Raw genomic sequence first — 26,355 nt, 5'->3', positions numbered from 1 at the left:
GCCATTAAACATACATCTTAGCCTTCTGTTCTTTTATCTGCTCATCGTAGATGTAGTCATCGTAAGTCGTCAGCTTATCGATGGTGCCTTTCGGTGTTAATTCGATGATACGGTCGGCTACAGTGTTGATAAACTCATGGTCATGTGAAGCAAACAGAATATTGCCTTTAAACTGAATAAGGTTGTTGTTGAATGCCTGAATGGACTCAAGGTCGAGGTGGTTTGTGGGTGTGTCGAGAATCAGACAGTTTGCGTTCTTAAGCTGCATACGGGCAATCATACAACGCATCTTCTCACCTCCCGAAAGCACGTTTACATGCTTCAGCACATCCTCTTCCTTGAACAGCATACGACCCAGGAACGACTTCATGGTAACCTCGTTACCTGGTCCCCACTGGCTCAGCCAGTCGACCAGATTCATCTCGCTCTGGAAGAACTCGGTGTTATCCAATGGCAGGTAGGCGGTAGTGATGGTAACACCCCACTTATAGGTACCTGCATCAGCTTGACGGTTGCCGTTGATAATCTCGAACAAGGCAGTCATTGCCTTTGGATTGTGTGAGAGGAATACGGTCTTCTGTCCCTTCTCAATGGTGAAGTTTACATTGTCGAAGAGTACTGTTCCGTCGGTATCTACAGCTTTCAGTCCTTCAACCTCAAGAATCTGGGTTCCTGGTTCACGCTCCATTGAGAAGATGATGCCAGGGTATTTACGTGTTGAAGGTGTGATTTCCTCTACATTCAGCTTTTCCAGCATCTTTTTACGTGATGTGGTCTGTTTCGATTTTGCCACGTTGGCAGAGAATCGGCGGATGAACTCCTCAAGCTGTTTTTTCTTTTCCTCAGCCTTCATCTTCTGGTTCTGGGCCTGACGCAATGCCAACTGCGAACTCTCGTACCAGAAAGAGTAGTTACCTGAGAACAGCGTTACCTTGCCGAAGTCGATGTCAACCGTTTGGGTTGATACTGCGTCAAGGAAGTGGCGGTCGTGAGAAACTACGAGTACACACTGCTCAAGGTTTGACAGGTATTCCTCTAACCACTGTACGGTGTCGAGGTCGAGGTCGTTGGTTGGCTCGTCAAGTAGCAGATTGTCGGGATGCCCGAACAATGCCTTGGCTAGCATTACACGTACCTTTTCATTGTTTGAAATTTCAGCCATCTGCTTGTAGTGCTGACTGTCCTGTACACCGAGGTTCTGCAACAGCTGTGCGGCTTCGCTTTCAGCCTCCCATCCGTTCATTTCGGCAAATGCCATCTCGAGGTCAGCGGCTCTTACGCCATCTTCCTCGCTCATTTCTGGCTTGGCATAAAGGGCTTCACGCTCTTTCATGTTGGCCCAAAGGGGCTGATGTCCCATCAGCACAGTATCCATCACGGAGTACTCATCATATTTGAAGTGGTCCTGTTCCAGAACGCTCAGGCGTTCGCCTGGCTGCATCTCAATGGTTCCCTTGTTAGGTTCTAGATCGCCACTGATGGCACGCAGCAGAGTAGATTTGCCAGCGCCGTTAGCACCGATGATACCATAAATGTTTCCACTTGTGAACTTCAGGTTTACGTCCTTGTAGAGGACCTTCTTTCCAAACTGAATCTGCAGATTTGTAACTGTTATCATTTCTTTCTAATACCTTATTTATAATAATTGGGGTGCAAAGGTACAAATAAATTCTGATATTGCCAAATTTTCATCCGAAATCTATAGCAGGCCTTTCGTTGATGGTAACTCGTAGTGGTAGATGTCTCGTCGTATAGCCATCTTCAGTGAACGGGCTAGTGCCTTGAATATTCCCTCTATTTTGTGGTGCTCGTTTTGCCCCTCGGCTTTGATGTTCAGATTCATCTTTGCGGCATCACTGAGACTTTTGAAGAAGTGTAAGAACATTTCGGTAGGCATTTCGCCAATTTTCTCTCGTCTGAATTCTGCGTCCCAAACCAACCATGGGCGGCCTCCGAAATCCAGCGCGACACTGCAAAGGCAATCGTCCATGGGCAAACAATATCCATAACGTTCAATTCCTCTCTTGTCTCCGAGGGCTGTCAGTAAGCACTCTCCCAAGGCAATCGCTGTATCTTCTATCGTATGGTGCTCGTCTACCTCAAGATCGCCTTTTGTGTGGATGGTCAGGTCTATCATTCCATGTTTGCCAATCTGTTCCAGCATGTGGTCAAAAAAGCCAAGTCCTGTCGAAATATCACACATGCCAGTGCCGTCAAGGTTTACTCGGACTAAAATATCGGTTTCCTTCGTCTTCCGACTTACTTTAGCCGTACGTTCGCCAGCAAACAATATTTCCGCAATCTTGTCCCATGACATTCCTTCGTCATTGATAATCAGAGATTTGCATCCGATGTTTTTAGCAAAGGTTCGGTCTGTCTCTCTGTCTCCGATAACATACGAGTTTGCAATGTCGTAGTCTGGGTTTTGCATGTACTTCTCGACCAGACCTGTATTGGGTTTGCGAGTTGGGGCGTTGTCTTCCGGGAAGTGGGGATCGATTAATATCTCGTCGAAAGTAATGCCTTCGCCTTTCAAGGTCTGCAATATGAAATTGTGAACAGGCCAGAAGGTCTCTTCCGGGAAAGCGTCGGTTCCGAGTCCGTCCTGATTGCTTACCATGACAAACTCGAAGTCCAGTTTCTCGCGAATAAAAGCGAGATTGCGAATCATGCCCTTTATGAATTTCAGTTTTTCAAAGCTGTCAATTTGCTCGTCGGCAGGTTCCTCAATCAGTGTTCCGTCACGATCAATGAATAAGATTCTTTTTTTCATAATTTTTCTTATTGAATTCTTTTCTGTCTTTTTCTTGGCAGGCTATCGATGCGTGTACCAGGTGAAAAGGACATATAACTGTTAGCCATACGTATGCTTGTAGGAATCCTGCGATGAGGAATGCACCTATTGAAAGCCATGTTACATAACTGGGCATGCCTACTGGATCGCCGCCTATCACGCCTATCTGCGACTCCCAGTTAGCAGCCATCATAATGATGGTGGGCAATGCTGTAAAAAGTGTCAGCACCGAGACGATGAGCAGACAGACTATTCCAACAAGTATAACCATGCCCAAATGGCGTATCCAGCCATTTATACCAGCCTCCTCTATTGGCTGCAGGAATTGTCGTTTGTGTAAGAGTCTGTTTGCCGTCCACAAAAAAAGTATCACACTAAGCACTTCAAGTAAAAAGGCTGGAAGCACTAATGTCGGTGAGACCAGAACGGGTAGGGCGGAAGCGGTAGCGGTAATGAGTGCAAAAATGATAGCAAGTGCCCATGTGTGGCGGAAGATACGTCTGAAGTTGGCCGTGTAGAGTTGATAGCCGTCCTTGATACAAGCCTGACTACTGCGTATCTTCTTTATGTGGTTTTTTTCTTCTATTTCCATTGTTCGTTTTTTATTTTCGCTGCAAAGTTACAAAATAATTGAGAATTGACAATTGATAATTGATATTTTTTAGTATCTTTGCAGCCAAATATATAAGATATGAGAGTGTTGAAGTGGGGATTCATCGGTTGTGGTGAAGTGACTGAGAAAAAAAGCGGGCCGGCTTTCAGTTCTGTTGAAGGTTCAAGTGTCGTGGCTGTGATGAGTCGCACAGAACATCGTGCTCGTACCTATGCAGTCGAACACGGAATTAATAAGTGGTATACCGATGCTCAGGAACTCATTGACGATCCTGATGTGAATGCCGTTTACGTGGCCACACCTCCATCAAGTCATGCTACATATGCCATCATGGCCATGAAGGCTGGCAAACCTGTCTATGTAGAGAAACCTTTGGCTGCTAGCTATGAGGATTGTGCTCGCGTCAATCGTATTTCCGAACAAACTGGTGTACCTTGCTTCGTTGCTTATTATCGTCGCTACCTGCCATATTTCCAGAAAGTTAAGGATATAGTTAGTAGTGGTCGTATCGGCAAAATCCTGAATGTACAGATACGCTATACAGAACCACTCCGTGATGCTGATGCCGAAGCTATCAAAAATGGCACACCTCTGCCTTGGCGTTTGCAGCCAGAGATTGCTGGAGGTGGCTATTTCTACGATATGGCTCCTCATCAGCTCGATTTGCTTCAGGATATGTTTGGAGTCATTCTTGAGGCGCGTGGTATTTGTGCCAATCGTGGCGGATTCTATGGAGCAGAGGATTCGGTGAGTGCTTGTTTCCGCTTTGAAAATGGCCTTCCAGGTAGTGGATCCTGGTGTTATGTAGCTCACGAAAGTGCTCGTGAAGACTGCATCGAAATTATAGGTACAGAGGGACAAGTCAGCTTTTCTGTTTTCGATTATCTGCCCATTCGCTTACAAACCAGCGAGGGAGATGAGAATATCACGGTGCCTAATCCGCCTTATGTTCAGTATCCGCTTATCAAAAATGTCATTGAACATCTGCAGGGATTGGCAGTTTGCACTTGTACCAGCATATCGGCTACACCAGTTAATTGGGTAATGGATCGTATATTAGGCAAATTCTGATACTAAAGGGATGAGTAGATTGATGCTGGGTTTGGTCTTGATGTTAGTTTGCGCTTCTGTCGCTGCTCAAGATTCGTTGCGTGCCGACGCTCTGCATGCGGAGATGCAGCGCGCTGACATTCTGAACTCCGATTCTTCAATGGGGTCTCATGAGCTGAGCGTCCTCCGCAGTACTATCCGAGGTCTCGATCGCCTACAAAAGGATTATATTGAACCTCAGCATTACGAGTTTACTGTGATGGCTCAAGTCACTCGTACTTACGAGAGCTTTATTTTGGGTAGCAATGGGCAGTCTATTCTGTTGGCTCCTGATGGACAAACAAAAGTTGGACCTTATTTTGGTTGGCGCTGGTTCTTCTTTGGCTATACGTTTGATATCAAGAATATTGGGTTTAGTCAGAATGGTCTGCGAAAGGAGTTCGATTTCAGTATCTATACCTCGCAGGTGGGAGTCGATTTGTTTTATCGTCGAACGGGCAACGATTATAAGATACGCGATGTGAAACTTGGCTATGGTATCAATGGACAACTTTTCGAGGATATGCCCTTCGCAGGGGTTAATGTGGGGATTACGGGTGTCAGTGCATATTATATTTTCAATCATGGCAGGTTCTCCTATCCAGCCGCCTTTAGTCAGTCTACTTGTCAGAAAATCAGTTGTGGTTCATGGTTGGCAGGAGCAGGCTACACTCACAATACACTCGATTTGGATCACGACGAACTCGAAAAAGCGCTTAATAGCCGCATGCCGAAAGGGCAGGAAGTGAAACTTGATAGTGGCATGATGTTTCGCGACATCAAATACAATGACTTCATGCTTTCTGGCGGATATGCATACAACTGGGTGTTTGCCAAGAATTGGTTATTGGCTGTCAGTGCCCAACTCGCTTTGGCATATAAGACTAGTTATGGGAAGGTTGCCGACGAGAAGCATGGATTTGATTTTGAAAAGGTGAATGTCGATGCCATAGGCCGTTTTGGTATGGTCTATAATAATACCCGTTGGTATGCGGGCTGGAGTGCGATTGTGCGGACTAACAATTACCATACTTCGCGTTTCACTGCTGAGAATGTGTTTGGCTCGTTTAATGCCTACATAGGCTATAACTTTATGTTAAAAAAGAAATATAGGAAGAGGAAAGTATGATGCTTCGATTTGTGATTTACATGATTCTCGTCTTTGTATTGGCTCTGCCTACTAAGGCTCAGACTAAACAACTTGCAGTTGATAGCGTCACCGTGTGCCAATTATTGCGAGAGGCTCGACATCTGCCAGCCTCGACAAATTTGCCGCTTTTCTTTGCCCGTAAGTTTATAGGTCGCCCATATGTGGCAGCAACCCTTGAAGGGAATGATCCTGAATGTCTGGTAGTCAATACTCGTCAACTCGACTGTACTACGTTAGTTGAGAACGTGGTGGCCCTTACGCTCTGTGTACAGCGTCGCGACTTTAGCTATTTTTCTTTTAAACATGCTCTCATTGATATGCGCTATCGTGGAGGCATTATCAAGGATTATACAAGCCGTATCCATTATTTCACTGATTGGATTACCGAGAATAGCCGTGCTGGAATTATTCGTGAGATTCAGTCGCCTAATCCGCCATTTTCCGCCCTACAACGTGTTAGTGTCAGCTATATGAGCCAGCATCCGCAGGGTTATGAGGCTCTTCGTCAACATCCCGACTTTATACGCGACATTCGCGCTATAGAACAAAAAATCTCAGGTCGGCAGTTCCGCTATATCCCAAAATCTGTTGTTGGCAATAGTAAACTACTGCGTCAAGCTATTAAGGATGGTGACATCATTGCTATTACATGCAAGAAACCCGGACTCGATATTGCACATCTCGGTTTTGCGGTATGGAAGAACGACGGGTTACACTTGCTAAACGCTTCTCAACTGCATAAAAAGGTTGTTGAAGAACCCATGACCCTCTATCGCTATTTGCAGAAGCATCCTTCTCATACAGGAATACGAATAATCAGAATAAACAAATAGAAACTTAACCAAAACGAAAAAGATGGAATTACCCGATTTTATGAGTTATGCCAGCAAGTTCTCAAAGCCAGAATTTGCAGAGAAAATCTCCCGCATCGCTAAGCGAGCTGGAGCCAAGTTGGTTTATGCTGCACTTATTCTCTACTACACACTACAGAGTGATAAGGTGGCCAAGAGCGATAAGGCAATCATTATTGGTGCCTTAGGCTACATGATTAGTCCGCTTGATGTCATTCCAGATGCTATCCCCATTGCAGGACTTACTGACGATTTGGCCGTTCTTCTCTATGTTTTGAAGAAGGTTTGGACGGGCATTGATCCTGAGATTGTGGAGCAAGCCCGTAAAAAGCTCTCTAAGTGGTTCGACGACGACGAGATTATTGAAGTGCAGAATCTCTTCGATGCAGAAGATTAAGAATATCCCCGTCAGCAATTGGCGGGGATAATTGTGTATAAAAGAAGAAATCCTCACGAAAGTGAGGATTTCTTGCGAGGTGCCTGGCGGATTCGAACCGCCGTAGACGGTTTTGCAGACCGTTGACTAAGCCACTCATCCAAGGCACCAATTGCGATTTGCGGGTGCAAAGGTAGCTATTATTTTCGACACTGCCAAATGTTTTCCCGATTTTTTCGCCATGTAGTGCTCTTTTTCTGCTTCTTTGAGCATTTTTCTGCTAATGCGCAGCCTCTGCAAGCTTCGCTTACATCGGTTAGAACCTTATATATCCTGTATCCTGCATAACTCATCGCTGCAGTTAGGATGATAATTACAATATATAGCTGAAACATAGATGGGCTTAAAGTTTCGTAAGTCTGCGTAGCATCACCTTGTTAACTCTTTGAATTCGTTTACCACGCTTCTCTATGTCCTCACGTACATTATTTATATTATTAAAGAAATCGCTGAAAGCGTTTAATACGGGGTTAGGTTGCCCGTCGTCTTCCGTAGCCTCAGGATTTGTTACAATCTTGATACCGCCAGACTCAATCCTTACATCGATATCTGTGCCCGTCATGATGGGGTCGCCGTCAAAATGAATGGCGCCTGGTTCCTTGCGATGTATGTGCAGTTGCTTTGTGCGGAAAGTTTTTATTTTCGAGTTGTTAGCCAGCGTTTTCATAAACAGGTCAGCTGCTATCTGTGGCGCATCAAGCACGTCGAAAGGCTCCATGATAATCACATCCATCTCTCCGTCCTTCATTGTTGCGCCAGGCGCGATATAAGCATTGTTGCCATATTGCGATGCGTTGGCACATGCTATGAGAAAAGCCTTATATTTCTTTGCCCCTGTCTCGTCTTCCACTTCGTAAGTAGCAGGCTGGTACTTTAGTCCTTCCTTCAAGACATTTTCCACGTAGGTGATAGGACCACGTTTACCTGCTTCCGCAAACTTTAGCGAGATAAATGCGTCGAAGCCCATGCCGCAGGTACAGAAGAAGGGTAGCTCGTTGATAACGCCATAGTCGAAAGCTTCTACTTTATATTGGTTAATAATGCCAATCGATTTTTTTACGTCGAGCGGCAAACACAGATGTCGTGCCAAACCGTTGCCAGACCCGCAAGGTATGATGGCTAAAGCTGTGTCGGTGTGAATCAGTGAGCGAGCCACTTCGTTCACAGTACCGTCGCCACCTACTGCCACCACCACATCATCCCCCTCGTCGGCACACTTCTTAGCTATTTCAGCCGCATGTCCGGCATATTCGGTAAATCGTATGCTGGGCTCATACAATTCTTTGTTGAGCATCTGTTCAATCATGGCAGGTATCTCATCCTTCGAGTGAGTGCCCGATATAGGGTTTAGTATAAATGTGATTTTCTTCTTTTCTGTCATATTCTGAGTGCAAAAATACGAAAAAAGCCTGAAAAAACGCATATTGATATAATAAAAATGCCAAAAAGTGACATTTTTATAAAAAACTTGCACGAATTGCCAAAAATTGTGTAACTTTGCAGCCTGAAAAAAATAAATAATGTAGAATTACCTAATATTAATGGGACAGTTACAAGAGAAATACAAGCATTATCGTGAGCCACAGAAATTCATGGAGGCTGACGTTTACCCTTATTTCCGTGCTATTGAAGGAAAGCAGGGAACGGAAGTGGAAATGGGTGGTCACAAAGTGCTGATGTTCGGTTCAAATGCTTATACAGGCCTTACAGGCGATCAGCGCATCATCGATGCAGCTAAGAACGCACTCGAAAAGTACGGTTCTGGCTGTGCTGGTAGCCGTTTCCTCAATGGAACGCTTGATTTGCATGTTCAGCTGGAGAAAGAAATCTCAGAGTTTATTGGCAAAGACGACTGTCTTTGCTTCTCTACAGGTTTTTCAGTAAACCAAGGTGTATTGGCAATGGTAGTTGGTAAAGACGACTACATCATTTGCGACGATCGTGATCATGCAAGTATTGTGGACGGTCGTCGTCTTTCATTTGCCAAGCAGCTCCACTACAAACACAACGATATGGAAGATCTTGAGCGCGTACTTCAGAAGTTGCCTCACGATGCCATTAAGTTGATTGTTGTCGATGGCGTATTCTCTATGGAGGGCGACCTCGCCAAATTACCAGAGATAGTTGAGCTGAAGCACAAGTACAATTGCTCTATCATGGTAGACGAGGCTCACGGTATTGGTGTCTTTGGTCGTCAGGGTAGGGGCGTGTGCGATCACTTCGGACTCACCCACGAGGTTGATCTCATTATGGGCACCTTCTCAAAGTCGTTGGCTTCTATTGGTGGTTTCATAGCTTCTGATTCAGATACCATCAATTTCCTGCGTCATACCTGCCGTACTTATATCTTCTCGGCTTCTAATACGCCCGCAGCCACAGCTGCGGCCATGGAGGCCCTTCACATTATCCAGCAGGAACCCGAGCGTATTCAGGCCCTTTGGGATGTAACCAACTATGCTCTGAAGCGTTTCCGTGAAGAAGGTTTCGAGATTGGTGAGACTGAGAGCCCCATTATTCCACTCTATGTTCGCGATGTAAACAAGACATTCCTTGTTACTGCTCTCGCTTTCAAGGCAGGCGTGTTCATCAATCCTGTTATTCCTCCCGCATGTGCGCCTACAGACACGTTAGTTCGCTATGCGCTGATGGCTACACATACCAAGGAACAGGTTGATCGTTCGGTTGTTGCTTTGAAGAAAATCTTCGTAGAACAGGGAATTATTAAATAATTCGATAAAAATTTGCGGAAAAATTTGCAAGGGTCACAGAAAATGTGTACCTTTGCACCCGCAAAAACGAGGTGTAGCGCAGTTGGTAGCGTTCCTGGTTTGGGACCAGGCTGTCGCAGGTTCGAGTCCTGTCACCTCGACTTCTTTGTAAAGACCGCTGGATTTATTTGAGTCCAGCGGTCTTTTGCATTTAGTTATGATACCTTAAAATATCTCACACTTCTCACACCTAAATAATCACCCATTAGGTGTGGGAAGTGTGAGAAGTGTGGAATGAAAAGTTTGTATTATAACTATTTATGCGCGGAAGGCTATTCTCATGATATAATGAATATAATAACACGGCTTTTTTAGCCAAAAGCATTTCTTATTCCCAAATAAGTAGCGTTTAATATGAAAAAGTATCTTTATATAAATATAATCATGCGTTATAGTCGGAATTCGTTAACCATTTATATTTCTTCACCCATCGCCAAATGGTGGTACGTGATAAATCTACCATATTATAAATCTGTGAAGTAGAAAGTCCGATACGCATCAGGTAGCAAACCTGCATCTGATGTTCTGTAAAAGTGCCAAGTTCTTTCAGAAGTCTATCCTTAAAACTTGGGTATAGTTCATCTACAGCTTGGTAGAGTTGCTTCCATTCTACAGATGTTATTTCCATCTTTCCTTTACTTGATTGTTTGATGGCTTTGATCACGTCTTCCGCCTTTCCTTCCAGTTCAGATTGGTGGAGCATGGTGATAATTCTCTTGTTCTGGTCAATCTTTTCTGTTAGTTGTGAAGATAGCTCAAGCACTTGTTGTAAATGCTTGTTTTTTCTTCTATAATAGAAAGCATAACCGATACATGCCAATAGTAAAGCAGACAGTGAAACAATTGTGAATCTATTCTTATATTTCTCTTTTTCATCTTTCAGTTCTTGTTCCTTCCTTTGGTCCAGATGATATTTATATTCATTATTCACCGTAGCGGCTAGTTCCTGTCGCTTTCCAAAGTCCATAGAGTCGCTTAACTGCATATATATACCTGCATAATAGTTGGTAAGATAAGTCTCTCCTGCTCTGCTATAAATCCGAAACAGCATCTTTGCCGCGTCATACATACTGTTAATATATGATTTCTCTTCAAGTACACGTTTGCAATAGATAACAGCAGAATCTTGTTTGCCTATTGATTCATAGTATTGCGCAAAAGCCATACACGATATAGACGAAAAATCTTTCAGAGGATTTATGTATATTAACGCCTTACATCTTTTGGCTCTCTCCATATCTTTCATTTCCGAGTACTTATTCAACAAATGTATGAGAACATCTTGAAGATTGGTAATATCATTAGAATGTATGGCGTGCGAATAAGCCGAATCAAATGCCGCTTTTGCTTGCCGAGAACTGTCTACTGCCAGATAAGTAGCTCCGAGATGCATGAAAGCAATTATCTTGTCATTATTATTGTCTTTATTAACTTTGAATTCTTTTTGTGCAGCTTCTAGTGCATTGTTATAATCCTGAACCTGAAAGTATAAGTAGGAAAGATTAGAATATGTATTTTCCAACAGAATTGAATCACATTCTTTGTTGCCTAGGGCATAATCTAACGATTTAAAGAAATGTTCTAATGCCCTTGGTGTGTCTTGTAGGTCACGATACACACTTCCTGCATAGTAATACGCCTCTTGCTTTTCAACTGCAGACCCGTTTTTATCAAAATATTCAATCTGTTTTTTTATCAAACTATCAGAACTGGGTATGTTGTCTGCCTTGTCATTAAGTCTGACGCGCAACAATTCATATTTATGAATGGCATAATCACTTTCTCCCTTGATCTCAGTATCAAGAGAGTCAAGCATGACAAGTGCTTTATTGGGATCTTTATTTCCAATCATCTTGATTTGCTCCATTTTCTCTAAAGAATTGTCTTTAGAACATGAAGCCAGCAATAGCATTGCGAATAATATGTATCGGTTAAAGTAATGGCTCATATTGATATAAACTGGTTATTATTTGAATGCAAAGATACGAAAAAATATAAAAAACAGCGTTTTTTGGAGCTTTTTTTGTTTCATCTTGTTTCATTTGCAGTATGTGAAACAAGATGAAACAATTTTTTTTTGGTTGTTCTATTCAATTTCGCTATTTTTGCCCCCACAATCATAAACCAATAAAATTATAAAATATGTTGAGACTTAAATTTATGTCGATTATGTTTGCGTTCATCACTCAAAGTTCCTTTATATGTGCTCAAAACACTCAAGGAACTTATGTTGAACTTCATAAGATGGATACATCGCAAACAGGGGGCGGTATATTTAAGCCCAAAAAGGCTCCTGCCCGACGCCCTGTAATACCTATAACTGCTTTTTTGAATGAAAGCAGTCATAGTCTTGACTTGTACTCGTCAAGTGATACATTCATCTATTGTATATATGATGAAAATGATGCAGTTGTATTAGAAGGAATCATGGATTTTAGCACATTTGAAGTTTATACTATTGATATGAGTTTCCTTCCAGACGGAGAATATGCTATCATAATATCACTTGGCGGCAGTTCCTATGAAGGAGTATTTATGCTAGAATAAGTTATAATAGTTGAACTAATCAGAATTATTCAATATATTCCGGAAGAATTGAGACAGACCAGACTGGGAAAAAGGAGCGGAAACTGAAAAGCTTTATGAGTAAGTGAAATTATCAATTATGCATTTATGAAGAAAATATTTTATTTAGTTGCAAGCTCGTTTCTTCTGTTTTCATGTTCTGAGAACCAGACGGACATTGCGCCCAATGAAAACCTCGTAGATGAGGTGTCCTTCGAAAACTCTAAACTTAATATGAAGCAAGCTCTGGCATATGCCTCAATGTTTAATGCTGGACTCGAAAAAAATGATACGCCAGAATCTGTCACAAGGACCATAGATCCTATTTCTAAGGTCGTGTCTGATGTGGATTTCTATATTGAAGATGGTGACACTCTTTTGTATGCCATTAACTATATAAATAATGGAGGATATGTGCTTATTGCAGGTGATAACAGTTCATTCCCTATTTTGGCACATTCGAACATGGGAAATCTTGAATTCTCTAATATCTCTGACGATAGTCCGATGGCTATGTATATTTCTGCTTTAAAGAATAGGGTTATAGGCAATATTAATAATCAGTCATCTACCTCAACCGATTATTTTAATAACTGGAAAGATTTGGGGCGTGATGGATATGAGTATGAGATTGTTGTCAATAACAACGAGCCGCAGCCTCAGACACGAGGACGTGAAAATAGCTCAGGGAAGAAGTCTATATATCCATACACAGGAAAGGACTTGGATTATTGGTGTCAGGAAGGTGGCTATAATATGTGTGCGCCTAATCGTGCTTGCATTGGATGTCCTGCTATCGCTACAGGAATGCTGATGTATGATACATCACAAAGAATGCTAGGTAACGTTACTCCCACATATCCGAGTTTTGATTATACTGATATGAGAAATATAAAAGATGTGACTACAGTTACAGAAACTGCAAGAAAACTTCGACAGATTGCTGATAGTATTCCAGAATATGACTGGGGGAAGAAAAAAGATGAAGAAAGCGGTGCTACGCCAGCCAACATTATAAAAGGCCTTAAAAAACTTGGCTATAAGAATGCAAAACTTGCCAGTTACAATTTTGAAACGGTATATAATAATTTGAGTTTCAAAGGCATCAACTATTTTGGTGAAGAGTCAACCTTCAACCGAGGAGTCCTTCTTGGCGCGTGGCATCATGATGCTCCTTGGGCTGGACATATTTGGTTCTGTGATGGTTATTATGAGCAGTCGTATACTGTTACAAAGAAGTTCCTTGGCATTAAAATCAAGTCATGGACTGAGTATGATGACAGATTGTATATGAACTGGGGATGGGGACCGAATAATGGTAATGGCTGGTACTTGGCAACTGATAATGTTTGGTCGTCTTTCGAAGGTAACCCTGATGTCAGATTTAAAGCGAATCCTATGATGTTTATTAATCTGAGTACTTATGTATGGTATTAAAGGATTTATGGGGGTAGTTGCCCTTGTATTGTGCATGGTGTCGTGTAGTAAGGATGATTCATATAGTCCTTTCCATGCTTCTGCCATACATAATGGAGTGTTACTTTCTTATACAGATGCGGCGGGGAATGATCTTCTTGCTTCTGAGAGTGTCGCTGCTACGATTTCTGTTTATGGAGAGCCTTCAGAAAAAAATATTCCTTTTGAAATAGAAAGTATTGCAGTTAATGAAATATCACGTAACTACCTGTCGTTTAATGTGGATTTGCCTGACATTAATGATATGGTCTTTAATGAAGACAAGTCCAATGGAAAAGGTGAATCTATGGTCAAATTGAATATTGGCGAAAGGGTTTTAATGCTAAAATGCAAGTTCGTATTTAGATGTACCGATTCAGAGAGTCTGGGCTCGAATATCATACAACTTGATACTGTTGAATGCAATGGTATTTCTAAAAGTGCGAAATGGAACTCGCAACTGATAATGGATTTGGCAGATTATATCGATTAAGTAACACAAATGTGTGTGTTCCGAAAGGTTTATTTGTTATTCTCGGGGCACATTTTTATTAAAATGATGTTAGATTTGCTGTTATTGATACTGATACCTATGGGATGCTCGATATGCTGTCTCAGATAAAAATAGATATTCTGCCGTTTTACTATAGGGAAACTTGGTAAGTTGCCAATAGGTCTGGCTATTATTACGGAAGATATTCTGTTGAAATGAAATTAATATTGTTTGTAATGGTGATTAGAACCGACATTAGAATCTCTCTCATGGGCAGTTGTTAGCAAGCGTGCTAACACTGCCGTCGGTTCGACGATTTCGCAACATTATCACCAGCATATTTTTCTAATGGGTGATATCCGGTTTACAAAAACGTTTCCATGGTGGTCTTCTGCACATGCATACCCATGTTTCTGTAGAAACTCAGGGCAGGGGTATTACCCTCCCACACATTTAAGGTGATGCTTTGGCAGCCAATAGAACGAGCGTAGGAGTTCACGTGCTCATAGAGCGCTTTCCCGATGTGTTTGCCGCGAGCCGTTTCGTCCACGCATATATCGTCAATATACATAGTCTTGATGTCTTGTAGCAGCTTGTCGTTCTTGACTTCAGTAATCAGACAGAAAGCGTGTCCCCATATCTCACCATCGTCATAAACGAATACGGGTTTGTTGTCTTCACTGAGCAAAGCTTCGAGTTGTTTTTCGTTATACTTGGTTGTATTAGGCTTAAATAAGTCTGGACGTATCACATGGTGTACCATATCTACCTGATGTAACAGTTCAATGATGCGTGTGATATCGTTTTTACTGGCTTTTCTTACCATTCCAGTGTTAGTTGTTTGGTCTGTCATACGATAATATGTTTTTTGTTTTGCAAAAATACTCATTTCAATCAGATTCCTTTGTCGATACCTGTATAATTAACGATTTTTAAAGTATTGTTTTAGGGATGTTTGAGGAATTATGGCTAAATTTGTGGCCGAAATGGGAGAGTAAATTTATGAGTTTTGAATATATGTCAAAAGAAGGCTACGATAAACTCGTGGCCGAACTCCAGCACATGGAGCGTGTGGAACTGCCTCAGGTGAGGGATGCTATTGCTGAGGCGCGTGATAAGGGCGACCTGAGCGAAAATTTTGAATATCATGCGGCCAAGCGCGAACAGTCGCGGTTGCTAGGCAGAATACGCTTCAAGCAGCGTGTGCTTGAAAACGCCCGTGTGATAGACACCTCAAGGCTGAGTAACGATTGTATCCAGTTGCTTAGTAAGGTGGAAATGACTAATCTAGCCAACAACAATCGCATGACCTATACGATAGCAAGTCCGCATGAGGCTAACCTGCGCGAAGGAAAAATTTCAATCAAGTCGCCTATAGCTCAGGCGCTGATGAATAAGAATGTGGGCGATGTGGTGGAGGTGCGTGTGCCGGCAGGTCTGCTGAAGTTGCGCATAGAGAGAATAGAAAGTATTTAAGATCATAGCGATATGAGTAAGAAGACAGTATTAACCTTTTTACTAATCTGTATGATGCTGTCGCCAGTATGGGTGAGGGCAGAGTTGTCGACCCGTTTGTTCAGGAACTACAGTGCTGCTGACGGACTAGCTGACAACAGTGCACAGGTTATCAGTTGCATGCCATGTGGACGACTTGTGATAGCCACGATGGGGCAGATAAATTTCTACGATGGTCAGCGTTTTGAATATATCGACCCTACCGACGAGAACATTTTCCCGCTGAAAAACTATCATGGCAATTACCATCTGTATTTTGACCGTTATGATCATATTTGGCTGAAAAACAAATTATCAGTGACCTGCGTTGACTTGGTGACAGAGAGGTTTGTGAACTCGGTAGAGAGCGTATTCAAAGGATTCGGCATAAAGCAGAATGTGACTGATATGTTTGTTGATCAGGATGGCATTGTGTGGTTGTTGACAGATGGCGGACTATTTAACTCGAAGACAAAGAAGACACTGAAGATTAGGAAAGACCTGAATTTGCAGGATCTTGAGATATATAAGGGCAACACTCTGCTGCTGTTTTATGAGAATGGGTTGGTTGAGATGTATGAGATGCCAACAGCCAAGAAGATTCACGAGAGTTATGCCTATGGTCCGCAAGATATGGACAGATTCCGCTTCTCATCGGTACTGAAGGTGGATGGTAACAAAATCTATCAGATAAGAAATGGTTTCAAGGATGCCATATTGAACCAGTTTGACGTGGAGAAGCGCCAATGGAAAGAGGTGCTGCGTACGCCCTACCATCTGAATAATATGACAGATCGCGATAGTGTGCTTTACATTCCATCAGAGTATGGCTATTGGACCTATGATGTGGTGACAGATAAACTGACACATGCGGACAACTTGAGGCTTGTCAACGGACAGACGCTGAATACCGACATTAACGTAATGGCGTTCGATAATCAAGGAGGATTATGGGCAGGTACCGAGAGACGTGGATTGCTTTATTCTATGCCTTATACACCACCGTTTACGATTTACGACTGGAGTCAGAAACGAGCAGCTGAATTGGGGGCGATGATGGATGGAATGGACAAACCCATCATGTTCAGACATAAGTTCGTGAACACAGTATATAAAGACTCACGCGGATGGACGTGGGTCGGTACATCTCAGGGTTTACAACTTTATAGGAAACTAACCGATATGCTGCCACAGGTAATCACGAAGAAAGATGGCTTATTGAACAACGTAATTCACTCTGTAGTGGAAGACAAACAGCACAATATCTGGGTGGCTACGAGTTATGGCATATCGTGCCTGACGTTCAAAGGCGATAAAATCAGGTATATCATCGGCTACAACCACAACGAGAACTTACCCAGAGAGTCGTTTGTAAACGGTAAGGCGATGTGTCTGCCAAGCGGCGAACTGGTGATGCAGTCGCTTGACCATGTACTTATATTTAACCCCAAAGGGATGAAAACAGTGAGCGGTGAGTTTCCATTTAAATTGTATCCTAAGCTGATTCGTCTACAGGTGAACGGCAACGAGATAGATACTGGCCAAGAGTATGAGGGTGACGTGATTCTGGATAAGGCTTTGTCGTGGACAGAGGAAATCAATCTAAACTATACCCAAAACTCTACAACGCTAGTTTTCTCGGCATTGAATTACTTTCGGCCGCAGCAGACCTGTTATCGGGTGCGTGTAAAGGGACTGATGGACGATTGGCATGTGTATACACGAGCTAATTCGGCTGGACTGATTGATGCCAGAGGTATGTTCCACCTTCCGCTGATGTCGCTCAGCCCTGGTACATACACTATCGAACTACAAGCTTCGATGGTGCCCGACAGATGGGATACGGAACCTCTTCAGTGGGTGGTAAAGATTAATGAACCTTGGTGGCGAACCACAGGCCTGTTTTCGATTCTGGGCCTGCTGCTGCTTGTGTTGACTGTTATTAATACCTATCTTTTCCATCGTAACTATAAACTGAGGGCCCAGAGAAATCGTGGTGAGCAGACCATTATCAGGCGTATCTGTACTATTGCTCGTCGTTTGTCGACACGAGGGGAGATTGTGCTGGAACCAACATCGGAGGAGATGAGAACCGGCGAGTATGCTATTCAGGAGGATATCGATCCGCAGTTTGTGAAAGTGATGGAAAGGTTGGTATCGTTTGTGAACAAGGCCGACAAAAATCAACTCTCGATGAGGGTGCTGAGTTCGGAGTCTGGACTCAATGTGCAAGACTTCTACAGGGTAGTTTCAGATAATGTGTTTAAGAGTCCGAGACTATTGTATAGGAAGATGATGCTGGATCGTGCAACGAAATTGCTGAAGATGAGTAGCAAGTCTGTTAGCGAAATTGCTGACGAGTGTGGCTTTGTCTCGCCAAACTATTTCATCTCCACGTTTTATCGTGTGCATCAGATGACCCCAAAAGAATTTCGCGAAGCGCGGTAAGTCGCCAAGTACGTTCGCCAATACCTTTATAATAAATAAATGCCAGATAACGATTCTCTGTCTGGTAGAAGTTCCCTTCGCTTGGTAGTAATCGAGGTCGACCATTGTTCGGTTTCCATAGGTATTGATATGAATAGTATCCTTGTTTCTGGAGTATCTGAGCGGTGTAGGTACTGTTTTCTTTATCATAGGTCATTATGTAGCTATTAGAGGCCTCGGTTGTCCAATGACCATTGATAATGATATGTCCTTGAGGCATATAGGGCGCCTTGAGGCGATAGTTTACCAATACATATTCGCTCGACGTGTCGTTTTCACGGTTGTCGCTGTTGCGGATGTAGAAGGCTCCGTTGGCATCTTTGTCGTAGATGTAGTTGGGACGAGGTTCATCAAGGAAGGGATAGACTTGATAGTTACTGCCGTCCCATGTGATGTTGTCAATGCCCATTGTAGGGTGGCTGGGATCGAGTATTTCGAACTTGCGATACTCATTGCCGCCCTCGAAAATAAGTTCGCGACAATGATGCCATTCAAGTCCATCAGCATTTGAATAGGTGGGGGACACGCCACGTCGCATGTTGTCTTCGCGCCCGTTTTGCATCACTACAAGCATAATCTGTTCGTCAGGGTAGGTCACCCTGTTGCCCAGATAATTGAGCCTGAGACTGAGCTGCTGATGGCTCTGGTTAGTGTCGATATCGGTATTTGTAGTGGCTTCGAGTGCCAGCGACATTGTTTGCTCCGTTACTAGAAAGTCTATGCTAGCCACTTCTTCATTGCTGTCGTCATCGGTGATATGGAGACGGTAATTACCGCTCATCTTCAGGCGACACCTGTCGTTGGGGATTTGAAACTGATAGTGCGTGTATGGGACGATGGTATTTACAGAGAGGCTGTAGTTTTCGATTAGGCAATTGTTGAAGCCTTCAATCCAGTCGCTCTCAAACACCTCTGAGGCTGTTGTCCAGTCTGCTTCACATCGTTCAATGTGGTAGGTGTAGCGATGATAAGTATGTGAAAGTTCGTCGAAACTGACATAGAGTACATCGTCACTCCTCAAGCGTAGAACGGCTGGTGATGATAGCCAGTTATTGTTGGCGATAGCCTGAAGGGTTTTAATGTGTTGGCTATAGATATGGCTCTCTGCCACAATCTCTCCGGCAAAATCAGAAACTGCAATAGGATAAAGCAGAAGAAATAAGAGGGTGAGAAAGGGCTTCTTCATATTCTTTTTTCTTTGATGATGCCATGACGATAGGCGTAGAGCAGTTCTTTCAAGTCGACTACTTGAGACTTGAGCTCAGTTCCTTTATCGGTATCGGCTACTAGCATGCGGTGGGCTGACATCTCGATGATCTGTGTTGTTGATTTAATGTCAATCTCACGCACGACAGCGTCTTGTTGTGAGGTGAAAGGTTCGTGCTGAACTAGTTGGAAACCGCGTGAGTGATAGACAAGCGTATAGCCTGCAATACCAGTCTCACTATGGTATGCCTCAGAGAAACCACCATCAATCACCATCAGTTTGCCGCCAGCCTTTATAGGGTTTTCGCCTTTAGAAGCGTGAACGGGTACGTGGCCATTGATGATATGACGATTATTCCCTTTAACCTCAAAGGCATCGAGTATACGATCGCACACATCCTCAGAGTCGCGTAGCTTGAAGTAGTTGCCTTTTTCTTCCTTGTATGTTTCTTTATCTTTCAGAAAATAGCGTTCGAAAGTGGCCATCTTCGATTTATCGAAGAGTGGGGAATCTTTGCCGCACCACAGGTAGAGAAAATAATCACGGGCATAGTCGTGAGGATATTCTTCTGTAGATGATTCGGCAGAATTGTTGGAGGTGAATGCCGCGCGGATCATCATGCCTATATTGTGCATGAGGTCCTTACCACAATAGCTGATGCCAGGGTAAATCTCTACCTCTTTCAGCGAACCGTCGTCGTTGAGTGGACAGCTAGCATGAAACAGTAGGTTGGAATTGCTTACGGTGTACATGCAGCCATGTGAGAGCAGTGTTCGGATGTGTTTCTTAAGTTTCTCGCAGATGCGGAACGAGTGGTGGACTTTCATCATGAGGTCAGCCTCGGCGGATGTCATCTTATTGGGCTTCTTTGGGTCAATAGTTGGGAAGTGACAGCTCTTCATCTCATACGCTTTGCCGTCGATGGTACAAATGCCTTGCGTATAGTCGATGTGGTTAAACAGACAGCGTCCGAGCATGCCCCATTCTGGATGACGTTCAAATATCGCTGCTTCCTCCTTGAATTGGATGACAGCAATAGCCTTATGCATCTTAGCGGTGAGTTGACGTTCCTTGTCATCCATCGAATTCCCAGGCAGCAATTTGGGCAGGAATTCCTCGCAGGGGTCATCGCCATAAGTCTCAAGGGCAAAGGTGGCCAAAGGTACCAGGTTGATTCCATACTCTTCGATGGTAGTCAGGTTTGCATAGCGCAGACACAGACGCAGCACGTTACAGATACAGGCATCATTGCCTGCTGATGCTCCCATCCATAGTATATCGTGGTTGCCCCACTGGATGTCCCAAGAGTGGTATTGGCGTAAGGTGTCCATAATGATATGGGCACCTGGACCTCGGTCGTAGATGTCACCGAGAATATGCAGTTGGTCGATGGCCAGCCGTTGGATTACATTACAGATGGCGCAGATGAAATCATCGGCACGGCCTGTAGAAATGATGGTGTCAACAATCACACTGACATAGGCCGCCTTGTCGATGTCGGAAAGGCTCTCGTGGAGCAGTTCCTGAATGATATATGAGAATTCCTCGGGCAGTGACTTGTGTACTTTTGAACGGGTGTATTTCGATGATACATCGCGGCACACCTTTACCAGCTGATGGATGGTGATGCGATACCAATCGCCGAGATCGGCCTCTCTAGCCTTAATGAGTTCGAGTTTTTGTTCTGGGTAATAGATTAGTGTGCATAGCTCTTTTTTCTCCGACTCACGTATGCTGTTGCCGAAGAGTTCGTTGACTTTTCGCTTAATATTGCCTGAGGCATTCTTTAGGATATGGCGGAAGGCCTCACTCTCACCGTGAATATCGGCCAAAAAGTGCTCTGTTCCTTTGGGGAGTGCCATGATAGCCTCGAGATTGATTATCTCCGTTGAGGCCGCAGCGATAGTAGGAAATGATTGTGAAAGCAACTGCAGGTAGTGCATGTCTGCTTGTGTGTAGTGATGATGGCTTGTCATATTTTTAAGTGGTTTGCAATAATTCTGCGTAAATGTTCTGTCTTTTTGTCGTTAATAGGGAGTATAGGCATGTAGCCTTCGTTGAGTCCGGTCTCTTCGCCGAGTACCTGCATGAGCCGACCCGCGAATTCCTTCAGTCCTTTGCTCTCTAATAGCTCAGAAAGGCGTTCATCGTCGATGCTGTCGCGATAGAGTTCACGGGTGAGCTCGATGAGGTGAAGAAGTAAGGGACGCTTACTGATCTGTTTAATCATTCGGAAAACATATTCGTTTTCGTCCCCCTGATAGTCACCGGCAATTTCTTTGATTGGGTGGGGCATTACGTATTTATCAGGAAAATAGGCACTGATTCTGGAGGTGTCAAGCATAGGTGTTGATAGCCCTAGAATGTTAATGCCATAATCCACGTAGTTGCGTATGTTTTCGTGTTCGGCATATACTAATATATGACGCCAATCAGGACTTGTAGTTGGTACTTCGTCGACCCATCGCTGATCACCCAAGATGCCTGCTTTGATGATTGCTTTCAAATATTGATGGGTCAGATTGTCCATCAGACCGAGTGTGTTGGAGTCGAGTATTCGCTGATAGACAGTGAAGGTTTGGGCACACATCTCAATAGGGTTGATGGTGTTGGTAATCACCGCATTATGTATCTCTTCGATACGGCGATTCCAACCTAAATCTTCGAAGTTGCTGCGTTCTAGACGTCCAAAGGTAATAATGGCGTACGTGTGTATAATCGCCTCTTTTAATAGTAAAAGTCTGTTTGCTTTCTCTTGTGTACTCTGCTGATTGATAGTCCATGGTTCTAACTGACCATGAAGAGACAAAACCGTACGTATACCAGCTCTGCGAGCAGAACGAAGGACTCTGGTGAGAAAGAAATGGGTACAGCCGTGCACATGGACAATGTCGGGCTTGTGTCCTTTCATTGCTTGTCGGAAGGCACTGTAGCTGTCTGCGGTATATGTGTCAACGCTCTGTCGTAAGCCCTCATTCAGCATCTGAACATGATGCAGAATGAGGGCATCGGATTTGGGATATACATGCAGGACTTTCATAGGCTTTGATATCTCACTCCGTTACAAGTAGTGTGGTGGACGATCGTTTAATGAGGCTCTGCCATAGAATGCTCAATCGTATGCCGAGAAGCGCGGTCGGGGAAATGTGCTGTTCGAAAAGGTTCAACAGATCCAGAACGTTCTTTTTGTGGATGATGATAAAGTCATATCTTCCCCAAGCATAACTCATGCGTGTGTCACGATCAACAACCTTTTTGAGTCGACGTTCAGCCTTTCTGATGTGACTTGCTGCACTGTCGACAAAAGCAAATGATTGCAGGCGAATGCCTTTCCTTCCGATATATCCAAGAGTTAACTCTGCGTTTTCATCAAGTACTTCACTGATGGCTTTGAGTATGTCTGGAGCTGTAATCGGTCTGTCGATTCTTGAAAACATAATCAGTTCGTTCTTAGCGGCTTTTGTTCCGATGCTAAAGGCAAGCTTCTTCCTGGTGACGTGCCTGTTGGGCTTTGGGAGAAATGTTGTATAAAGGTGTGGATAGTCTTTTTTCAGCAGTTTTAATACATCCTCAGTATTGTCTGTTGATGTCTCGTCGACAACGATGACCTCATAATCTGCCTCATATTCCTGTGAAAGGAATAGAGGCAGGTTTGATTCAAGCTCACGAGCCTGATCGTAGACTGTCATGATGATAGAGATGCCGCGATTGCTTGTGCTCATTTATTTACCTTTTTCTATTAAAACTTACATCCCTTTGCCTTTTAGATTTCGTCGCTCATATAAGCAAGTGGTAGTTTACGGCAGTTGTATTGAGATGCCATGATCTCGCCATAAGCCCCCGCAGACCGTATAGCGAGCAAGTCGCCACGCTTGGTGCGATTGAGATCGATTTGTTTGGCAAAGACATCAGTAGATTCGCAGATAGGTCCTACCACATCGTATGCTTCTGTCGGCTCTTCACTTGTAATGTTCTCAATTTTGTGATAAGCTTGATACAGTGCGGGGCGGATGAGGTCGGGGAATCCAGCGTCGACAATGGCAAACTTCTTAGTGGCACCTTCCTTTATATATAAGGTTCGTGTGATTAGGCTTCCACATTGTGCCACAACAGCTCGTCCCAATTCGAAGTGGAGAGTTTGACCAGGACGTAATTTCAGCTTCTTTGCATAGGTGTCGAAGTAGGCCTTGAAGTCGGGAACAGGCAGACGATTGGGGTGCTCGTAGTCTATACCGAGTCCACCGCCTACATTGATGTGCTCTACACGAATGCGGTGGCTCTCCAATTCGTTCTGCAACTCATTGACACGATTGCAGAGGGCTTCAAAATCACCCATATCGAGAATCTGTGAGCCGATGTGAAAATGCAGCCCCACAAACTTCACGTTAGGAAGTTTCTCTGCCTCAGCAATAACGGTTAACATATCACGCATGGCTATGCCGAATTTATTTTCAGCAAGACCAGTGGTGATGTTTGCGTGTGTATGTGCGCCCACATTGGGGTTCAGACGGAAGGCAACGCGTGCCACCTTGCCTTTCTGGGCTGCCAGTTCATTGATAACCTCAAGTTCGGGGAGACTTTCTACGTTAAAGCAAAAAATATCGTTGTCAAGTCCAAGATTAATCTCCCAATCGCTTTTGCCTACACCAGCATACACGATCTTTGATGCAGGGAATCCTGCCTTGACGGATGCTTCGATTTCGCCGCCGCTGACGCAGTCGGCACCAAGACCTGCCTCGCGAATGATACGGAGCAGACGGGAGTTTGCATTTGCCTTGATGGCATAGTGTACCACGAATCCTTCGTGGTGACTAGCCTCCTCGTTGATAGTGCGCAACGTCTGGCGCAGTAGTTCTGTGTCGTAGTAGTAGAAGGGAGTCTGTATAGACTGAAACCTATCTACGGGGAATATTCCTTTTGCCATTTATTTATTGAAAATCGTATTACTCAGATTCTGAAGCGCACGCTTCTTGTCTTCCTCGCGGATGAGGAAAGAGATGTTGTAGTTTGAACCACCATAGCTTACCATACGTACGGGAATGTCCTTCAGCGCGTCGAGGGCTAAAGTTTCGAAACCGATGTTTGACCAGTCGAGGTCACCTACAACGCAGATGATACACATGTTGGTGTCAACAGTCACGGTGCCGTATTTCTTTAATTCATCAACAATCTCACCTAAATGGGCGGAATTATCGATGCTCATTGAAACGCCAACCTCAGAGGTACATACCATGTCGATAGGTGTCTGATAGCTCTCGAATATCTCGAATACCTTGCGCAGGAAACCTGTGGCCAGTAACATGCGAGATGATTTGATTTTGATAGCGGTGATGTTGTCCTTAGCGGCGATAGCCTTGATTTTACCGTATTCGGTGGCATTGCTAATGGTTGTTCCCTCAGCATCGGGATCCATCGTGTTCAGCAAACGCACGGGAATACCGGCATACTTGGCTGGCTGAACGCATGTGGGGTGGAGAATCTTAGCACCGAAGTAAGCTAGCTCGGCAGCCTCTTCGAAGTGAAGCTGATGGACAGGCTCTGTCTTGTCGACTACACGTGGATCGTTATTGTGCATGCCGTCAATATCGGTCCAAATCTGAATTTCCTCAGCATTGATGGCTGCACCTATGAGTGAAGCGGTGTAGTCGGAACCACCACGCTGCAGATTGTCGATTTCACCATAAGCATTGCGACAGATAAATCCTTGGGTGATATATACCTGTGCACCTTCGTTTTCTTCAAGGCTGGCACGGAGTTTTTCTTTGATATATACGGGATCTGGTTCGGAATTTTTGTCTGTACGCATAAAGTCGAGTGCATTCAGTAGAACAGCCTTGATGCCCTGCTCCTTCATGTAGTTCACAACCATGTTCGTAGAGATAATCTCACCCTGAGCCACGATGCTTTTTTCCTCGAAACTGGTGAATAATTCTTTAGTGAAAGAACGCAGATAGTCGAACTCACTGCGGAGGAACTCGCGGGTAGCGGCCTTTGTCTCCTCTTTGGCGTAAAGATCTTCTACATGCTTGTCATACTTCTGCTCCAAACGATTGATAACCTCGTTGGCACCATCAGGATTCTTCTTGTAAAGGTAATCAGAAATCTCGACAAGAGAGTTGGTGGTTCCTGACATGGCTGAAAGCACCACGAATACAGGGTCGCCTGACTTGGTAACCAGAGCGGTCACCTCTTTCATTCTCTGAGGACTGCCGACGGATGTTCCGCCGAATTTCATTACTTTCATATCGATTATATTTTTATGTTATATCTTCTATGCTTTTCTCACTGTTACTTGTCCCATCTTACCTTCCTGACACTGATAGGCCTTGCCTGGATACTTGTTGAGCAAACCAATGTTATGAGTTGTCATTACAACGGCAGTACCATTTTCGGCAATGCTACACAACAGTTGCATGATATTGTCGGCAGTCTCCTTGTCGAGATTACCAGTAGGCTCATCAGCGATAATCAGTTTCGGGTGGTTCAATATTGCTCGGGCAATAGCTATGCGCTGCTGTTCACCTCCCGACAGTTCATTAGGCATTTTGTCGAGTTTATCCTCTAGTCCTATTTGAGACAAAACCTCATGAATACGTTCATTAATTAACTGTTTGTCTTTCCAACCTGTAGCCTTCAATACGAAACAGAGGTTCTTGTAAACGGTCCGGTCTGTTAGCAGTTGAAAGTCCTGAAACACGATACCAACCTCCTTACGCAATGCAGGAATCTCTTTGCGACGGATAGTCAGCAGGTCATGTCCGAGCACATTAGCCTCCTCAGCTTCGTCTACATCCAAATCACAATAGAGTGTCTTTAGTAACGAACTCTTGCCAGAACCAACTCGTCCGATGATGTAGACGAATTCGCCTTCTTCAACTTGGAAATCCACACCCTCTAGAATCTTGGTGTCGGGCTGCTGGTAGATGTTTACATTCTTATAACTGATCAGCATA

23 protein-coding genes and 2 tRNA genes are annotated in these 26,355 nt (G+C 43.9%); 11 read left to right on the top strand and 14 right to left on the bottom strand.

From position 1 onward, the window contains the following. Positions 1 to 4 precede the first annotated feature (4 nt). From T325_RS09210 to T325_RS09200, 3 genes are all read right to left on the bottom strand, one after another. Complete coding sequence (locus T325_RS09210; RefSeq protein WP_036912757.1) at positions 5 to 1,618, bottom strand: ABC-F family ATP-binding cassette domain-containing protein; 1,614 nt, start codon at positions 1,616 to 1,618, stop codon at positions 5 to 7. Positions 1,619 to 1,699: 81 nt separating this feature from the next. Then, entirely contained in the window at positions 1,700 to 2,773 is a 1,074-nt protein-coding gene (gene hisB / locus T325_RS09205; RefSeq protein WP_036912754.1) for a bifunctional histidinol-phosphatase/imidazoleglycerol-phosphate dehydratase HisB, read from the bottom strand. After that, the gene (locus tag T325_RS09200) at positions 2,748 to 3,386 is read right to left on the bottom strand and encodes a hypothetical protein (RefSeq protein ID WP_036912751.1); all 639 of its coding nucleotides are present in this window, start codon (positions 3,384 to 3,386) and stop codon (positions 2,748 to 2,750) included. Before T325_RS09200 ends, hisB begins: the two co-directional genes overlap by 26 nt. A gap of 99 nt (positions 3,387 to 3,485) precedes the next feature. Between T325_RS09200 and T325_RS09195 the strand changes: the two genes are divergently transcribed. Genes T325_RS09195 through T325_RS09180 form a run of 4 tightly spaced genes read left to right on the top strand, consistent with a single transcriptional unit; the run spans position 3,486 to position 6,894 of the window. After that, positions 3,486 to 4,478: a Gfo/Idh/MocA family protein gene (locus tag T325_RS09195; RefSeq protein WP_036912750.1), complete on the top strand. Its 993-nt coding sequence runs from the start codon at positions 3,486 to 3,488 to the stop codon at positions 4,476 to 4,478. Positions 4,479 to 4,488: 10 nt separating this feature from the next. Further along, entirely contained in the window at positions 4,489 to 5,625 is a 1,137-nt protein-coding gene (locus tag T325_RS09190) for a DUF4421 domain-containing protein (protein WP_231622218.1), read from the top strand. Beyond that, positions 5,622 to 6,479, top strand: coding sequence for an N-acetylmuramoyl-L-alanine amidase-like domain-containing protein (locus T325_RS09185; RefSeq protein ID WP_156097669.1), 858 nt, complete (start codon positions 5,622 to 5,624; stop codon positions 6,477 to 6,479). The genes T325_RS09190 and T325_RS09185 overlap by 4 nt, the downstream gene beginning before the upstream one ends. A 22-nt stretch (positions 6,480 to 6,501) precedes the next feature. Beyond that, a complete protein-coding gene (locus T325_RS09180) occupies positions 6,502 to 6,894 on the top strand; it encodes a YkvA family protein (protein ID WP_036912748.1) in 393 nt (130 codons plus the stop codon). A 77-nt stretch (positions 6,895 to 6,971) separates the two neighbouring features. Here the strand turns inward: T325_RS09180 and T325_RS09175 are convergent. Both T325_RS09175 and T325_RS09170 read right to left on the bottom strand, forming a co-directional pair. Continuing rightward, positions 6,972 to 7,043: transfer RNA gene (locus T325_RS09175), tRNA-Cys, on the bottom strand. Positions 7,044 to 7,276: 233 nt separating this feature from the next. Beyond that, complete coding sequence (locus T325_RS09170) at positions 7,277 to 8,314, bottom strand: YegS/Rv2252/BmrU family lipid kinase (protein ID WP_036912747.1); 1,038 nt, start codon at positions 8,312 to 8,314, stop codon at positions 7,277 to 7,279. A 160-nt stretch (positions 8,315 to 8,474) separates the two neighbouring features. Between T325_RS09170 and T325_RS09165 the strand changes: the two genes are divergently transcribed. Beyond that, entirely contained in the window at positions 8,475 to 9,662 is a 1,188-nt protein-coding gene (locus T325_RS09165) for a serine palmitoyltransferase (RefSeq protein WP_036912743.1), read from the top strand. Positions 9,663 to 9,729: 67 nt separating this feature from the next. Further along, a tRNA-Pro gene (locus T325_RS09160) sits at positions 9,730 to 9,802 on the top strand. Positions 9,803 to 10,083: 281 nt separating this feature from the next. Here T325_RS09160 and T325_RS09155 read toward each other — a convergent pair. After that, positions 10,084 to 11,568 carry a tetratricopeptide repeat protein gene (locus T325_RS09155; protein WP_156097668.1) on the bottom strand — a complete coding sequence of 495 codons (1,485 nt, stop codon included), beginning with the start codon at positions 11,566 to 11,568 and terminating at the stop codon, positions 10,084 to 10,086. 275 nt (positions 11,569 to 11,843) lie between these two features. Between T325_RS09155 and T325_RS09150 the strand changes: the two genes are divergently transcribed. From T325_RS09150 to T325_RS09140, 3 genes are all read left to right on the top strand, one after another. Beyond that, a complete protein-coding gene (locus T325_RS09150; protein ID WP_036912737.1) occupies positions 11,844 to 12,248 on the top strand; it encodes a DUF3244 domain-containing protein in 405 nt (134 codons plus the stop codon). 126 nt (positions 12,249 to 12,374) lie between these two features. After that, the gene (locus T325_RS09145; protein WP_036912734.1) at positions 12,375 to 13,703 is read left to right on the top strand and encodes a Spi family protease inhibitor; all 1,329 of its coding nucleotides are present in this window, start codon (positions 12,375 to 12,377) and stop codon (positions 13,701 to 13,703) included. Continuing rightward, the gene (locus T325_RS09140; protein ID WP_036912731.1) at positions 13,690 to 14,214 is read left to right on the top strand and encodes a hypothetical protein; all 525 of its coding nucleotides are present in this window, start codon (positions 13,690 to 13,692) and stop codon (positions 14,212 to 14,214) included. Before T325_RS09145 ends, T325_RS09140 begins: the two co-directional genes overlap by 14 nt. A 364-nt stretch (positions 14,215 to 14,578) precedes the next feature. Here T325_RS09140 and T325_RS09135 read toward each other — a convergent pair whose 3' ends face one another. After that, entirely contained in the window at positions 14,579 to 15,067 is a 489-nt protein-coding gene (locus T325_RS09135; protein WP_231622217.1) for a GNAT family N-acetyltransferase, read from the bottom strand. Between the two features lie 149 nt (positions 15,068 to 15,216). On the opposite strand from T325_RS09135, the gene greA reads away from it, so the two are divergent. Beyond that, entirely contained in the window at positions 15,217 to 15,690 is a 474-nt protein-coding gene (greA, locus tag T325_RS09130; RefSeq protein ID WP_036912729.1) for a transcription elongation factor GreA, read from the top strand. Positions 15,691 to 15,702: 12 nt separating this feature from the next. Further along, positions 15,703 to 18,156: an AraC family transcriptional regulator gene (locus tag T325_RS09125; RefSeq protein ID WP_081911132.1), complete on the top strand. Its 2,454-nt coding sequence runs from the start codon at positions 15,703 to 15,705 to the stop codon at positions 18,154 to 18,156. Here the strand turns inward: T325_RS09125 and T325_RS09120 are convergent. From T325_RS09120 to T325_RS09090, 7 genes are read right to left on the bottom strand one after another with little or no spacing between them, the layout of a single operon-like run. Then, positions 18,095 to 19,381 (bottom strand): type IX secretion system plug protein, encoded by a 1,287-nt coding sequence (locus T325_RS09120; protein ID WP_051949826.1) that lies wholly within the window; start codon positions 19,379 to 19,381, stop codon positions 18,095 to 18,097. The genes T325_RS09125 and T325_RS09120 overlap by 62 nt on opposite strands. Continuing rightward, positions 19,378 to 21,378, bottom strand: a complete 2,001-nt coding sequence (locus T325_RS09115) for a fructose-bisphosphatase class III (protein ID WP_036912724.1) — start codon at positions 21,376 to 21,378, stop codon at positions 19,378 to 19,380. The genes T325_RS09120 and T325_RS09115 overlap by 4 nt, the downstream gene beginning before the upstream one ends. Then, entirely contained in the window at positions 21,375 to 22,442 is a 1,068-nt protein-coding gene (locus tag T325_RS09110) for a glycosyltransferase (protein WP_036912720.1), read from the bottom strand. Before T325_RS09110 ends, T325_RS09115 begins: the two co-directional genes overlap by 4 nt. Positions 22,443 to 22,455: 13 nt before the next feature. Continuing rightward, a complete protein-coding gene (locus T325_RS09105; RefSeq protein ID WP_036912717.1) occupies positions 22,456 to 23,124 on the bottom strand; it encodes a glycosyltransferase family 2 protein in 669 nt (222 codons plus the stop codon). Positions 23,125 to 23,165: 41 nt separating this feature from the next. Beyond that, positions 23,166 to 24,326: a diaminopimelate decarboxylase gene (gene lysA, locus T325_RS09100; protein ID WP_036912714.1), complete on the bottom strand. Its 1,161-nt coding sequence runs from the start codon at positions 24,324 to 24,326 to the stop codon at positions 23,166 to 23,168. After that, positions 24,327 to 25,646, bottom strand: coding sequence for an aspartate kinase (locus T325_RS09095; protein ID WP_036912711.1), 1,320 nt, complete (start codon positions 25,644 to 25,646; stop codon positions 24,327 to 24,329). A gap of 27 nt (positions 25,647 to 25,673) precedes the next feature. Then, positions 25,674 to 26,354 carry a cell division ATP-binding protein FtsE gene (locus T325_RS09090; RefSeq protein WP_036912708.1) on the bottom strand — a complete coding sequence of 227 codons (681 nt, stop codon included), beginning with the start codon at positions 26,352 to 26,354 and terminating at the stop codon, positions 25,674 to 25,676. Position 26,355 lies beyond the last annotated feature (1 nt).

The sequence above is a fragment of the Prevotella sp. FD3004 genome (assembly GCF_000746155.1).
GTDB lineage: Bacteria > Bacteroidota > Bacteroidia > Bacteroidales > Bacteroidaceae > Prevotella.
Note: the sequence above shows the minus strand (reverse complement) of the source record. Positions and strands in the feature narration are given on the sequence as shown.